This is a genomic window from Flavobacterium poyangense (genome assembly GCF_011751075.1).
Lineage (GTDB): Bacteria > Bacteroidota > Bacteroidia > Flavobacteriales > Flavobacteriaceae > Flavobacterium > Flavobacterium poyangense.
This window is the reverse complement of sequence record NZ_JAALLN010000008.1, coordinates 221,109-237,030: the sequence shown is the minus strand read 5'-3', so window position 1 is coordinate 237,030 and position 15,922 is coordinate 221,109. Positions and strand designations below refer to the sequence as shown.

The 15,922-nt window shown below is 39.6% G+C and carries 6 protein-coding genes; 5 read left to right on the top strand and 1 reads right to left on the bottom strand.

The window, feature by feature from the left end; genetic code table 11:
- Positions 1-411: 411 nt before the first annotated feature.
- The gene (locus tag G3A47_RS14510; protein WP_166923547.1) at positions 412-10,401 is read right to left on the bottom strand and encodes a choice-of-anchor L domain-containing protein; all 9,990 of its coding nucleotides are present in this window, start codon (positions 10,399-10,401) and stop codon (positions 412-414) included.
- A 624-nt stretch (positions 10,402-11,025) separates the two neighbouring features.
- On the opposite strand from G3A47_RS14510, the gene G3A47_RS14505 reads away from it, so the two are divergent.
- The 5 genes from G3A47_RS14505 (at position 11,026) to G3A47_RS14485 (ending at position 15,883) form a co-directional block, all read left to right on the top strand.
- A complete protein-coding gene (locus tag G3A47_RS14505) occupies positions 11,026-11,517 on the top strand; it encodes a SixA phosphatase family protein (protein ID WP_166923546.1) in 492 nt (163 codons plus the stop codon).
- Positions 11,517-13,598 carry a polyphosphate kinase 1 gene (gene ppk1 / locus G3A47_RS14500; protein WP_166923544.1) on the top strand — a complete coding sequence of 694 codons (2,082 nt, stop codon included), beginning with the start codon at positions 11,517-11,519 and terminating at the stop codon, positions 13,596-13,598. Before G3A47_RS14505 ends, ppk1 begins: the two co-directional genes overlap by 1 nt.
- 37 nt (positions 13,599-13,635) lie before the next feature.
- On the top strand, positions 13,636-14,526 hold the full coding sequence (locus G3A47_RS14495; protein WP_166923542.1) for a Ppx/GppA phosphatase family protein: 891 nt from the start codon (positions 13,636-13,638) through the stop codon (positions 14,524-14,526).
- A gap of 157 nt (positions 14,527-14,683) precedes the next feature.
- Complete coding sequence (locus G3A47_RS14490) at positions 14,684-15,280, top strand: TMEM175 family protein (protein WP_166923540.1); 597 nt, start codon at positions 14,684-14,686, stop codon at positions 15,278-15,280.
- Between the two features lie 42 nt (positions 15,281-15,322).
- Positions 15,323-15,883, top strand: coding sequence for a Crp/Fnr family transcriptional regulator (locus tag G3A47_RS14485; protein WP_166923537.1), 561 nt, complete (start codon positions 15,323-15,325; stop codon positions 15,881-15,883).
- The last annotated feature ends 39 nt before the right edge of the window (positions 15,884-15,922 follow it).

Here is a 15,922-nt window from a genome sequence, read left to right as displayed (position 1 = left end):
TTGGTATACGTTCCTGCATTGGCACAACCCTCAGAGGCTACAAAAGCACCGCTGGTTTTCACGATATTCGAAACATCACCATCACAAGAATCAGTAGCAACAGGGAATTGTGCCTGAGCATTAGCTAGAGCTGTTGCATCACTACATTGAACGGTAGTATTTAATGTTTCGGCCTGAGTTGTCCATGTCGGAGCTGAAGTATCTTCGATAGTAATTATTTGTGTGAAAGTATCAGAAGCATTACCACAATCATCGGTAACAGTCCAGGTATTGGTATAAGTTCCAGAGTTAGCGCAACCTTCAGAGGCTACGAAAGCACCGCTGGTTTTCACGATATTCGAAACATCACCATCACAAGAATCGGTTGCAACAGGGAATTGTGCCTGAGCATTAGCCAAAGCTGTTGCATCGCTACATTGAACAGTTGCGTTTAATGTTCCGGCTTGAGTGGTCCAAGTTGGAGCTGATGTATCTTCTATTGTAATTACTTGAATAAAGGCATCCGTTACGTTTCCACAATCGTCTTTGGCAATCCAGGAGTTGGTATAAGTTCCTGCATTGGCANCAACCTTCAGAGGCAATAAAAGCACCCTCAGTTTTGGTGTAGGTCACAAAGGAACAATTTGCTGTTGCTGCCGGTGCTTGACTTTGAGCAGTTGCTAATCCTGCAGTATCACTACATTGTACAGTTGTGTTTAAAGCTCCTGGCTGAGTAATCCAAGTTGGAATTGCAGTATCTTGAACTGTAATTACCTGAGTAAAGACAGTTGACGTATTATTACAAATATCATTTGCGGTCCAAGTGTTGGTATAAGTACCGGTACTTCCACAACTTCCTTTTTGTAATAGCCCGGTTACTTTAGTATAAGTTACGGTTCCATCACAATTATCGGTTGCAATTGGAGCTTGATTTTGAGCGTTTGTCAATCCTTCAGTATCACTACATTGTAAAGTAACATCTAATGTTCCGGCCTGAGTGGTCCATGTTGGAGCAGTAGTATCTTCGATAGTAATTACTTGCGTGAAAGTCTCAGAAGCATTCCCACAATCATCGGTAACAGTCCAGGTATTGGTGTAAGTTCCAGAATTGCCACAACCCTCGGAAGCTACAAAAGCACCGCTGGTTTTCACAATATTTGAAACATCAGTATCGCAAGAATCCGTTGCAATAGGGAATTGTGCTTGTGCAGTAGCTAAAGCAGTTGCATCACTACATTGAACAGTTGCGTTTAATGTTCCGGCCTGAGTTGTCCAGGTTGGAGCTGTAGTGTCTTCTATAGTAATTACTTGCGTGAAAGTTTCAGAAGCATTCCCACAATCATCGGTAACAGTCCAGGTATTGGTATACGTTCCTGCATTGGCACAACCTTGAGAAGCTACAAAAGCACCGCTTACTTTTACAATATTGGTAACATCAGTATCGCATGCATCGGCAGCAACAGGGAATTGTGCTTGTGCATTAGCCAAAGCTTGTGCGTCACTACATTGAACAGTTGCGTTTAATGTTCCTGCTTGAGTGGTCCAGGTTGGAGCCGTGGTATCTTCGATAGTAATTATTTGTGTGAACGTATCAGAAGCATTACCGCAATCATCAGTAACAGTCCAGGTATTAGTGTACGTTCCTGCATTACTACAACCTTCAGAGGCTATAAAAGCACCGCTGGTTTTCACGATATTGGAAACATCACCGTCACAAGAATCCGTTGCAACAGGGAATTGCGCTTGTGCATTAGCCAAAGCTTGAGTATCACTACATTGAACAGTTACGTTTAATGTTCCGGCTTGAGTGGTCCAAGTTGGAGCTGTAGTGTCTTCGATAGTAATTATTTGTGTGAAAGTCTCAGAAGTATTACCACAATCGTCTTTAACAGTCCAGGTATTGGTGTACGTTCCGGCATTACTACAACCTTCAGAGGCTATAAAAGCACCGCTGGTTTTTACAATGTTTGAAACATCAGTATCGCAGGCATCAGTAGCAACAGGGAATTGTGCTTGCGCCGTAGCCAAAGCTTGTGTATCACTACATTGAACAGTAGTATTTAGTGTTCCTGTTTGTGTTGTCCAGGTTGGAGCCGTAGTATCTTCGATAGTAATTATTTGTGTGAAAGTCTCAGAAGCATTTCCACAATCATCGGTAACAGTCCAGGTATTAGTGTACGTTCCGGCATTGCCACAACCTTGAGAAGCCACAAAAGCACCGCTTACTTTTACAATGTTGGTAACATCAGTATCGCAGGCATCAGTTGCAATAGGGAATTGCGCTTGTGCATTAGCCAAAGCTGTTGCATCACTACATTGAACAGTTGCATTTAATGTTCCTGCCTGAGTGGTCCATGTTGGAGCTGTAGTGTCTTCGATGGTAATTATTTGTGTGAAAGTATCAGAAGCATTACCACAATCGTCGGTAACTGTCCAGGTATTGGTATACGTTCCGGCATTACCACAACCTTGAGAAGCCACAAAAGCACCGCTGGTTTTTACAATATTCGAAACATCACCATCACAAGAATCCGTTGCAACAGGGAATTGTGCCTGAGCATTAGCCAGAGCTGTTGCATCACTACATTGAACAGTTATGTTTAATGTTCCGGCTTGAGTGGTCCAGGTTGGAGCCGTAGTGTCTTCTATTGTAATTACTTGAATAAAGGCATCCGTTACGTTTCCACAATCGTCTTTGGCAATCCAGGAGTTGGTATAAGTTCCTGCATTGGCGCAACCCTCAGAGGCAATAAAAGCACCCTCAGTTTTGGTGTAGGTCACAAAGGAACAATTTGCTGTTGCTGCCGGTGCTTGACTTTGAGCAGTTGCTAATCCTGCAGTATCACTACATTGTACAGTTGTGTTTAAAGTTCCCGGCTGAGTAATCCAAGTTGGAATTGCAGTATCTTGAACTGTAATTACCTGAGTAAAGACAGTCGACGTATTATTACAAATATCATTTGCAGTCCAGGTGTTGGTATAAGTACCGGTACTTCCACAACTTCCTTTTTGTAATAGCCCGGTTACTTTAGTATAAGTTACGGTTCCATCACAATTATCGGTTGCAATTGGAGCTTGATTTTGAGCATTTGTCAATCCTTCCGTATCACTACATTGTAAAGTAACATCTAATGTTCCGGCCTGAGTGGTCCAGATTGGAGCTGTGGTATCTTCGATAGTAATTATTTGTGTGAAAGTCTCAGAGGCATTACCACAATCATCAATAACAGTCCAGGTATTGGTGTACGTTCCTGAATTAGTGCAACCCTCAGAGGCTATAAAAGCGCCGCTGGTTTTCACAATATTTGAAACATCAGTATCGCAGGCATCAGTAGCAACAGGGAATTGTGCCTGAGCATTAGCCAGAGCTGTTGCATCACTACATTGAACAGTTGCGTTTAATGTTCCTGCCTGAGTGGTCCAGGTTGGAGCCGTGGTATCTTCGATAGTAATTATTTGCGTGAAAGTATCAGAAGCATTACCACAATCATCGGTAACAGTCCAGGTATTGGTATAAGTTCCTGCATTACTACAACCTTCAGAGGCAATAAAAGCACCGCTCACTTTTACAATGTTTGAAACATCAGTATCACAGGCATCGGCAGCAACAGGGAATTGTGCTTGTGCATTAGCCAAAGCTGTTGCATCACTACATTGAACAGTTGTATTTAATGTTCCGGCTTGAGTGGTCCAGGTTGGAGCCGTGGTATCTTCGATAGTAATTATTTGCGTGAAAGTATCAGAAGCATTACCACAATCATCAGTAACAGTCCAGGTATTGGTATACGTTCCGGCATTGCCACAACCTTGAGAAGCAACAAAAGTACCGCTTACTTTTACAATGTTTGAAACATCAGTATCACAGGCATCAGCAGCAACAGGGAATTGTGCCTGAGCATTAGCCAAAGCTGTTGTATCACTACATTGAACAGTAGTATTTAATGTTCCGGTTTGAGTGGTCCAGGTTGGAGCAGTGGTATCTTCGATAGTAATTATTTGTGTGAAAGTCTCGGAAGTATTTCCACAATCATCGGTAACAGTCCAGGTATTGGTATAAGTTCCTGCATTGGCACAACCTTGAGAAGCTACAAAAGCACCGCTGGTTTTTACAATATTCGAAACATCACCATCACAAGAATCCGTTGCCACAGGGAATTGCGCTTGTGCAGTAGCCAAAGCTTGAGTATCGCTACATTGAACAGTAGTATTTAGTGTTCCTGTTTGAGTGGTCCAAGTTGGAGCCGTGGTATCTTCGATAGTAATTATTTGTGTGAACGTATCAGAAACATTACCACAATCATCGGTAACAGTCCAGGTATTGGTATACGTTCCTGCATTGGCACAACCTTGAGAAGCTACAAAAGCACCGCTTACTTTTATGATGTTTGTAACATCAGTATCACAGGCATCAGCAGCAACTGGGAATTGTGCCTGAGCAGTAGCCAAAGCGGTTGTATCGCTACATTGAACAGTAGTATTTAATGTTCCGGCCTGAGTGGTCCAGGTTGGAGCCGTGGTATCTTCAATAGTAATCACTTGCGTGAAAGTATCAGAAGCATTTCCACAATCATCGGTAACAGTCCAGGTATTAGTGTACGTTCCGGCATTGCCACAACCTTGAGAAGCCACAAAAGCACCGCTTACTTTTACAATGTTTGTAACATCGGTATCGCAGGCATCAGTAGCAACAGGGAATTGTGCCTGAGCAGTAGCCAAAGCTGTTGCATCACTACATTGAACAGTAGTATTTAATGTTCCGGCTTGAGTGGTCCATATTGGAGCAGTGGTATCTTCAATAGTAATTATTTGTGTGAAAGTCTCAGAAGCATTACCACAATCATCAGTAACAGTCCAGGTATTGGTATACGTTCCGGCATTACCACAACCTTGAGAAGCCACAAAAGCACCGCTTACTTTTACAATGTTGGTAACATCAGTATCACAGACATCAGCAGCAACAGGGAATTGTGCCTGAGCATTAGCCAAAGCTTGAGTATCACTACATTGAACGGTAGTATTTAATGTTCCGGCCTGAGTGGTCCAGGTTGGAGCACTAATATCTTGAACAATAATTGTTTGACTAACAGGTAGAGACGTGTTGCCGCAAGCATCTATAGCAGTCCAAGTTCTGGTTTTTGTATAAGAACCGGTGCAATTTCCGGGATCTGTTGTGTCCTGAAAGGTTAGAGAAGAAACAGTTCCGCTATCATCAGTTGCGGTAGCTTGTGCAAATACAGGTACTTCCGGACAGTTGATTGTTGTAGTTGCCGGTAAAGGATCAATTATCGGTTTAACAGAATCTCCATCAATGATTACAAATGATTCGCTGATACTACAGCCTTTAGAGTCTGTAATTGTTACGCTATAATTTCCTGCTAAAAGACCACTGGCGGTAGCTGTAGTTTGAGCAGGAGTTGTATTCCATAAGTAAGTATAAGGAGTTGTTCCTCCTGACACGGTAACGGTAGCAGAACCGGTTGCATCACCTCCACAAACTACATTAATTTGTGTTTTTGTAGCACTTAAAGCTTTTTCTGGTTGTCCGATTGTTACCGAGCAAGTAGTAGTGTAACCTAATTTGTCGGTTACAGTTACAGTATGTTGACCCGCAATTAGAGAAACTGCTTGCGGAGTTGTTTCATTATTATCCCATAAATAAGTGTAGTCACCATTTCCTCCGATTGCAGTTACAGTTGCTTTTCCGTTACTGTCTCCAAAACATTTAGCCGGATCATCTTGAGAAATACTACAAGACAATATATTTGGTTCAGTTATGAGGATGTCGCAAGTTGTAGTACATCCTTTAGCGTCTGTTACGGTAACAGAATGGGAACCTGCATTTAATAGTACAGCTTTTTGTGTAGTTTCACCGTTGTCCCATAAGTAAGTATAACTTCCATTTCCGCCAAGTGCAGTTACGGTAGCTTCTCCATTACTTAAACCATTAGAGGTAACTGCTTTGTTTTGTACTATTGAACAGCTTAAAGCAGCACTCGGTTGTCCAATAGTAACGGAGTTGGATTGAGACGAACAAGAATCTGTAACCGTTAAAGTATAAGTTCCGGCAGGAAGATTTGAAACAGTGGCTGTTGTTCCTACTACTGTGTTAGAACTGTCTTTCCAAGAGAAGGTTACTGTTCCTATTGCGTTTGTAACGGCACCTGCAGTTACTGTTCCGGTACTGTCACCAAAACAAGCCGCATCTGTTTTAGAAGAAGTTGCTAAAGCCAAAGGAGCACTCGGTTGCCCAATAGTAACGGAGTTGGATTGAGAGGAGCAAGAATCTGTAACCGTTAAGGTATAAGTTCCGGCAGGAAGATTTGAAACCGTTGCCGTTGTTCCTACTATCGCATTAGAGCTGTTTTTCCAAGAGAAAGTTACAGTTCCAACAGAGTTTGTTACGGCGCCCGCAGTTACAGTTCCGGTACTGGCACCAAAACAAGCGGCATCTGTTTTAGAAGAAGTTGCTAAGGCCAAAGGAGCACTCGGTTGCCCAATAGTAACGGAGTTGGATTGAGAGGAGCAAGAATCTGTAACCGTTAAAGTATAAGTTCCGGCAGGAAGGTTTGAAACAGTGGCTGTCGTTCCTACTACTGTATTAGAGCTATTTTTCCAGGAGAAAGTTACAGTTCCAACGGAGTTTGTTACGGCTCCCGCAGTTACAGTTCCGGTACTGGCACCAAAACAAGCGGCATCTGTTTTAGAAGAAGCTGCTAAAGCCAAAGGAGCACTCGGTTGCCCAATAGTAACGGAATTGGATTGAGACGAACAGGAATCCGTAACAGTAAGTGTATAAGTTCCGGCAGGAAGATTTGAAACAGTGGCTGTCGTTCCTACTACCGCATTAGAGCTGTTTTTCCAAGAGAAAGTTACAGTTCCAACAGAGTTTGTTACGGCTCCCGCGGTTACTGTTCCAGTATTTCCACCAAAACAAGCGGCATCTGTTTTAGAAGAAGCTGCCAAAGCCAAAGCGGCACTTGGTTGTCCGATGGTAACAGAGTTGGATTGAGACGAACAGGAATCTGTAACCGTTAAAGTATAAGTTCCGGCAGGAAGATTTGAAACAGTGGCTGTCGTTCCTACTACTGTGTTAGAGCTGTTTTTCCAGGAGAAGGTTACAGTTCCAACGGAGTTTGTTACGGCTCCCGCGGTTACTGTTCCAGTATTTCCACCAAAACAAGCGGCATCTGTTTTAGAAGAAGCTGCTAAAGCCAAAGCGGCACTCGGTTGTCCGATGGTAACGGAGTTGGATTGAGAGGAGCAAGAATCTGTAACGGTAAGTGTATAAGTTCCGGCAGGAAGATTTGAAACTGTAGCAGTTGTTCCTACTACTGTATTAGAGCTGTTTTTCCAAGAGAAGGTTACAGTTCCAACAGAGTTTGTTACGGCTCCTGCAGTTACGCTTCCGGTGCTGGCGCCAAAACAAGCGGCATCTGTTTTAGAAGAAGCTGCCAGAGCCAGAGCGGCACTCGGTTGCCCAATAGTAACGGAGTTGGATTGAGAGGAGCAAGAATCTGTAACCGTTAAAGTATAAGTTCCGGCAGGAAGATTTGAAACTGTGGCTGTTGTTCCTACTACTGTATTAGAGCTGTTTTTCCAGGAGAAAGTTACAGTTCCAACGGAGTTTGTTACGGCTCCCGCAGTTACGGTTCCGGTACTGGCACCAAAACAAGCGGCATCTGTTTTAGAAGAAGCTGCCAGAGCCAGAGCGGCACTCGGTTGCCCAATAGTAACGGAGTTGGATTGAGACGAACAGGAATCTGTAACAGTAAGTGTATAAGTTCCGGCAGGAAGATTTGAAACCGTTGCTGTTGTTCCTACTACTGTATTAGAGCTGTTTTTCCAGGAGAAAGTTACAGTTCCAACAGAGTTTGTTACGGCTCCTGCAGTTACGCTTCCGGTGCTGGCACCAAAACAAATAACATCTGTTTTAGAAGAAGCTGCTAAAGCTAGGGCGGCACTTGGTTGTCCTATGGTAACAGAATTGGATTTGGACGAACAGGAATCTGTAACAGTAAGTGTATATGTTCCGGCAGGAAGATTTGAAACAGTGGCTGTTGTCCCTACCACCACATTAGAACTGTTTTTCCAAGAGAAGGTTACAGTTCCAACGGAGTTTGTTACGGCTCCTGCAGTTAGTGTTCCGGTGCTGGCACCAAAACAAATAACATCTGTTTTAGAAGAAGCTGCTAAAGCTAAAGCTGCACTCGGCTGTCCAATAGTAACGGAGTTAGATTGAGACGAACAGGAATCCGTAACGGTAAGTGTATAAGTTCCGGCAGGAAGATTTGAAACAGTGGCTGTCGTTCCTACTACTGTATTAGAACTGTTTTTCCAAGAGAAGGTTACAGTTCCAACGGAGTTTGTTACGGCTCCCGCAGTTACTGTTCCTGTGCTGGCGCCAAAACAAGCGGCATCTGTTTTAGAAGAAGCTGCCAGAGCTAAAGCTGCACTCGGTTGTCCGATGGTAACGGAGTTGGATTTGGATGAACAGGAATCTGTAACGGTAAGTGTATAAGTTCCGGCAGGAAGATTTGAAACTGTGGCTGTTGTTCCTACTACTGTATTAGAGCTGTTTTTCCAGGAGAAAGTTACAGTTCCAACGGAGTTTGTTACGGCTCCCGAAGTTACTGTTCCGGTGCTGGCACCAAAACAAGTAGCATCTGTTTTAGAAGAAGCTGCTAAAGCCAAAGCGGCACTCGGCTGTCCAATAGTAACGGAGTTAGATTGAGATGAGCAAGAATCCGTAACGGTAAGTGTATAAGTTCCGGCGGGAAGATTTGAAACCGTTGCTGTTGTTCCTACTACCACATTAGAGCTGTTTTTCCAGGAGAAAGTTACAGTTCCAACAGAGTTTGTTACGGCTCCCGCAGTTACTGTTCCGGTGCTGGCACCAAAACAAGTGACATCCGTTTTAGAAGAAGCTGCCAAAGCCAAAGCGGCACTTGGTTGTGTTATGACTATAGAAACAACGCCTTTACATCCGTTTGCATCTGTTGCAGTTGCTTCGTAGGTTCCAGCCCCTAAGTTGGTTATAGTTTGAGTAGTTGCCGCAATTGCAGTTCCATTTTTTTTCCATGAAAAAGTATAAGGCGCAACACCTCCCGTGGGAGTATTGAGCGTAATTGCTCCCGTACTTTGTCCAAAACATTGTACATTAACGTGTGATGCAACCGATTCTGTTACAGTAATATTACTGACAGTTACCACTACAGGTTTAGTATCTGAACAACCTGATGTAAGATTTTTTCCTTTGATATAATAGGTGCCTGCAGTTGCAGCAGTAGGAGTTGTATAAGGAATTGTTGCAGCTGCGTCTTGCCAATAGGTATAGGTTAGTCCGGCAGTGCTACCGGCAGTTACAGCCGCAGCAGTAATATCTACCTTATTAGGGAAACATACCCCGGGAGGATTATTAATTACTAAAGTATTTGTCGCAAAACTTCTTGCTTTTAAAAATACACCCGCATCCCATTTTTGATCGGAGGCATCGGCAATTGCCATTTTTATTTTATAAGTTTGACCCGGAGTAACAGCATAAGTAGCTGTAAGTACGGTCGTAGATCCATCATATTCCATCACTAACGAGGCCGGAGGGTTGTCTGTATAATAGGCAGCATTTTTGGCCGCAAAAGCAACATTATTTACGTTGGTTCCGGCAGAGTGTATGTTGTTTATCGTAACAGCATCATTATTGGGTAATTGAGCAAGATTTACAGCATTATTGGTATAAGTACCGGTTATTCCGGGTCCGCTTAAGAAAAAACCAAATGCATCGTTAAATTGGGTTTCAACATATTCCAGATATTCTTCTGAAGCGAAAACGAATTTGAATTCAACTAAGTTTCCATCCGGAACAAAATTGAATTCAAGAATCGAAGCATCGTGCATGGTTCTGCCTGATATATTAGTTAAATCAGGATCACTGGCATCATTAACCATTTCGTCTGATTTATTTGTAAACGTATTAGGCCCCATAGCGGAGCTTATTTTTCCGGTGGAAATTAAAAGACCTTCATCAATAGGAAATGTCGAAGTGGCCTTATTAAAGTAACCCAACTGTCTGTCACCGGCAGTTGCAGACCAGGTATGATTTGTCCAATCCCAATTGCTTCCATTTCTTTTGTAATAGCCAAATCTAACATTGCTAATCGTTAAACAGCCCGATGTTAGTATGTTACGTACTAATCCATCTGCCGTATATCCATTATTTCCGGCGGCAGGATTCGCAACATCTATAGACCCGGCTACAGCCAGTGCCGCTAATGCCGCAGTTGTCTTAGCAGTTGAACTACTCTTAGCAGTAGATTTATTTTTGGTGATTGTATTTCCAATTCTGGTGGGAATATTTGTTTCTTGAGCAGACAGCTCTGTAAAGAAAAATAGTAATCCCAAAATAGTTGTTAAAGTAATTTTTTTCATGATCCTTCATCTTTAATTTCAAAAATTGGTTGTTCCTCTACAGTATTTTTTTCTTATAAAATTTATTTTGGCTCCTTTAGTATTATCATTCTTTAACACACTTATCTACGATTTTTGAGCCTCCATAGATTTAACTTTATGTTTGTGATTTTTTTAAATTTTTAACATAATCAAAGTTATATAGTCTATTTTTAATAGATTTTTTTCCTCTGTAACTAACCTAAATAGTCGTTGAAATGTCTTTTTTGAGCCAAAATTTGACAAAATCGAGGTTGTTTTTTGCTGTTTTTGAATAATGAAAATAGAAGTTTGTTTTAGATTTTTTAATTAAAAACACGATGAAATACATGTGTATTTGCGAATAATCTGATATAAAGTTAATTTTTTGTGATATAGTCAGTATCGACTAACGGATCGTTTTAACGACGAAGAGCATTTTTTTGCAACAATAGAAAAGATGATCTATTCTTTTAATGCCGCTTTTAGTAAAATTTTATTCTTGTTAAAATTTTCTTAAAATGTTAACAGAGTTAAAAAAAGGAAAGGGATTGGAATTTCTTTCGTAAATTAGGACTTCAATAAAATAGTATCTCCTTTTTATGATGTTTCTAAATCCTTGCGCTTATGAAAAATTTAATCTTAATACGACATGCAAAATCCAGTTGGGAAGCTCCTTTAAAAGATTTTGACAGACCTTTAATGAAAAGAGGAATTTTAGATGCTCATGAAGTATCGGGAACTATTTCAAAATTCTTGCCCAAGACTTATATCATTTGGAGTAGCACAGCGGCCCGGGCTTCTGAAACAGCTGTAATTTTTGCTCAAAACATATCCTATCCCATAGAAAGTATCGTATACAAAGATGATCTCTATACTTTTGATGATAAACAACTCGAAAAAGTGATCAAATTATGCGATAATAGTTTTGAAAGCGTTATTCTTTTTGGACATAACGAGGCTATTACAAATTTTGTTAATAAATTTGGGGATGTTTTTATAGAAAATGTCCCTACATCCGGATTTGTATCCTTAAAGTTTGATTCAGAAAGTTGGGATACTATTAATAAAGGCAGAACTCATAAAACAATTTTCCCCAAAGATTTAAAAAAAATATAGTGTACGAACAAAAATATATCGATAGAGAAAAGAGTTGGTTAGCGTTTAATGCAAGAGTACTTCAGGAAGCAGGAGATAATACAGTTCCACTTTTAGACAGGTTGCGTTTTGTTGGAATTTTTTCGAACAATTTAGATGAATTTTTTAGAGTGCGTTATGCCGCAATCAGAAGACTGAGTCTTTCGGGGATTTCCGGTGAAAAATATTTGGGCGGAGTTTCTGCTCACCAGTTAATTAAAGACATCACCGAAATTGTAATTCAACAACAATCGGAAAGTTTACGTATTTTAGGAAATATTGAAGCTGAATTAGAAGCCGAAAATATTTTTATTATAAACGAAAACCAGATTACAGAAGCACAAGAACATTACCTAAGAGACTTTTTTACTCAAAAATTAAGTCCGGAACTAGTTACGATTATCCTAAACGATTTAGCGGAGTTTCCGGTCTTGAAAGATACTTTGGGCTATCTGGCTATTCGTTTAGAAATGAATACAAATGATGAAATTCGATATGCCGTTGTCGAAATTCCGAAAACGATAAACAGATTTGTGGTTTTACCGTCGAATGATGATAAACAATATGTGATCTTAATCGATGATGTAATTCGCCATAATCTGAATAATATTTTCAATATTTTTGATTATAAAAGCGTATCAGCCCATATGATCAAAATTACACGTGATGCGCAATTAGATATTGATAGTGATTTGAGCAAAAGTATGCTCGAAAAAATTGCATCATCAGTTAAAGACAGAAGAATAGGAGAACCGGTTCGTTTTATTTATGACAGTTTAATCGAAGATGATACTTTGCATTTCTTTCTGGATAAAATGAAAATTGTAGAAACAGACAGTATAATTCCGGGCGGTAGATATCATAATCGTCGTGATTATATGAGTTTCCCGAATTTAGGAAGGTATGATTTGTTATATAAAACCAATGATCCTTTGCCTATTCCGGGATTGAGTCTGGAAGGTAGTATACTGCAGAAAATCAGTAAAAAAGACTATTTGTTGCATGCTCCGTATCAGTCGTTTTCTTATTTAACTAAATTTTTGCGTGAAGCGGCATTAGATCCAAAAGTAACCAGTATAAAAATTACGTTATACCGTTTGGCAAAAAATTCGCAAATTATTAGTTCCCTAATAAATGCGGCAAAAAATGGCAAGAGAGTGGTGGTTCAGATCGAACTTCAGGCTCGTTTTGATGAAGCAAGTAATATCTCTTATGCCGAACAAATGCAGACGGAAGGTATTGAACTTATTTTTGGAATTAAAAGCCTGAAAGTACACAGTAAAATATGTGTGGTAGAAAGAATGGAAGAAGGTAAAAGCCGTCGTTACGGATTTATTTCGACCGGAAATTTCAACGAATCGACAGCGAAAATTTATACAGATGTAACATTGTTTACCTGTCATCCCGGTATTCTGAAAGACATTTCGAAGATATTCGAGTTTTTCGATATCAATTACAGAGTACACCGATACAAGCACTTGATCGTATCGCCACATTATACAAGATCGAAATTTATAAAATTGATAGATCGTGAAATTCTGCATGCTTTAGCCGGTAGGAAAACGCATATCAAGTTAAAAATGAATAGTTTATCTGATTTTAAAATGATCGATAAATTATATGAAGCAAGTAATGCTGGTGTCAAGATTCAGCTTCAGGTAAGAGGGATTTGTTCGCTGATTCCGGGGATTCCGGGAATGAGTGAAAACATTGAAGCAATTAGTATTGTAGATAATTATTTAGAACATTCAAGAGTTTATATTTTTGGAAACGCAGGATTAACAGAGGTTTATATTTCATCAGCAGATTTTATGACGAGGAATCTTGACGGAAGAGTAGAAGTAACCTGTCCAATTTATGATCTTGAAATCAAGAAAGAATTAATTGATAATTTTAATATTGCCTGGAAAGGAAATGTAAAAGTGAGATACCATTCCTATAAACTGGACAATAAATACAAAGCTCGTAATCACCATGCCCCATTTAGAGCACAGCTTGAAACGTATAAATATTATCAGCACAAAGTTGAATCAATAGTGAAAATTCCACAAAAAATTAGTTAGTACAGAATACAAAATAAAACCAAATCATAAAGGGAGCATGATTAGTATAAGAAAATACGCAGCAATAGATATCGGATCGAACGCCATGAGGCTTCTGATATCGAATGTTGTAGAACAAGAAGGCAAAGAACCACAATTTAATAAAAGTTCGCTTGTTCGTGTTCCGATTCGTTTGGGGCAAGATGCCTTTACAGTTGGAGAAATTTCAGAACAAAATATAGATCGAATGGTAGATGCGATGAAAGCATTTAGCCTTTTGATGAAAGTACATAAAGTAGAACGTTATATGGCGTTTGCAACTTCAGCAATGCGCGAGGCCTATAATGCCAAAGAAGTTGTGGCTTTAATTAAGAAAAAAGCCGATATAAAAATCGAAATCATAGACGGTAAAAAAGAGGCCGCAATTATTGCTTCAACAGATTTGCATCATTTATTAAGAACTGATGAAACCTATCTTTTTGTAGATGTGGGCGGTGGTAGCACAGAATTTACGCTATTCTCTGATGGAAAAATGATTAACTCGAGATCGTTCAAAGCCGGAACCGTTCGTTTGCTAAATAATATGGTTCACGATGTGGTGTGGGATGAAATCGAAAAATGGATCAGGACCAATACCGAAGGCTACGAAGAAGTTACCTTAATAGGTTCCGGTGGAAATATTAATAAATTGTTTAAAATGTCCGGGAAGCAACAGGAAAAACCGCTTTCGTACATTTATATCAATTCACAATACGCTTTTTTAAATTCGTTGACCTACGAACAAAGAATCGCGGAATTAGGACTAAACTCAGATCGTGCCGACGTAATTATTCATGCCACAAGAATTTATCTGAACGCAATGAAATGGAGTGGTGCCCGCCAGATTTATGTTCCCAAAATAGGACTTTCCGACGGAATTGTAAAAGCCATGTACTACGGTAAAATTTAAAAGTAGACAAGTCAGTTTTTACAACGCCCGACCGAAGCAAAGCAAGGTCACAAGATATTTTAAAATGCCAATTTGCAAAAATTGGCATTTTAAATTAAACAGAAAAATTACTGTAAATTCGTGAAATTCATAGCAAACTTTTAAACGTACATAATAAATGAATAAAACAAGACTTGAAGCCTTTAGTGATGGTGTATTAGCAATTATAATAACCATTATGATTCTGGAAATTAAAGTTCCACAAGGAAATGAATTTGCAGATTTAAAACCGCTTATTCCAAAGTTTTTGAGTTATGTTTTGAGTTTTATTTATGTCGGAATTTATTGGAACAATCACCATTATTTAGTGCATGGTTTGTCTAAAGTAAATGGGAAGGTGCTTTGGAGTAACCTGCATTTACTTTTTTGGTTGTCTCTGATTCCGGTTTCAACAGGCTGGATGGGCGAGCACAATTTTGCTAAAGCTTCCATGGCTTTATACGGAATTATTCTGATGCTTTGTGCGATAGCGTACAATATACTTCAAAAAAATATCATTCAGGTAGAAGGAAAAAACTCTTCTTTAAGTAAAGCGCTGGGGAAAGATCTAAAAGGAAAAGCTTCAGTAGTTTTATACTTTGTTGGTATCGTTTCTTCTTTTTACTACGAATGGATTTCGGGTGCCTGTTACTTGATAGTAGCTTTTTTATGGCTGATTCCGGACAGAAGAATTGAGAAGATTTTTAGCCCTGCCGAAAAAACAATTGATTCTTAAAGTTCTGATTCTTTTAAATCCTTTTACTCGAAATACGATATAATGAAATTAATATTTCAATCTCTTCAGATTTTACCGCTACAGGAACTAGATAAGCTGGACGGCTTAATTGTGAAAAGGAAATTAAAAAAAGGAGATTTTTTAATTCGGGAAAACCAGATTGCCAAAGAAATTGTTCTTATAAAATCAGGAGCTTTGCGCTCTTTTTATATGAATAATGAAGGGGAAGAAATAACAAATTGTATCACATTCGAGAATGAATTTATGACTGCTTTTACCAGTCTTATTACGCAGAAACCAACCGAAGAAAATATTCAGGCTTTATTTGATACGGAACTTGAAGTGATAAGTCACGAACAGATAGCGCATCTTTACGAGAACAGTATCCATTGGCAAAAAGTGGGAAGAGTAATTGCCGAAATGCAATATATAAATTTGGAACAACGAATTTTATCTTTCCAGAAACTTAGCGGGAAAGAACGTTACGAAACGCTTTTTGAAAATCATCCGCACTACATTAAGTTGATTCCATTACATTATTTAGCTTCTTTTTTAGGGGTTACTCCAAGGCATTTAAGTCGTATTCGAAAAGCTGTTTTATAGGACATTTGTCCAGTTTCTGAGGGATATTACATCATTATT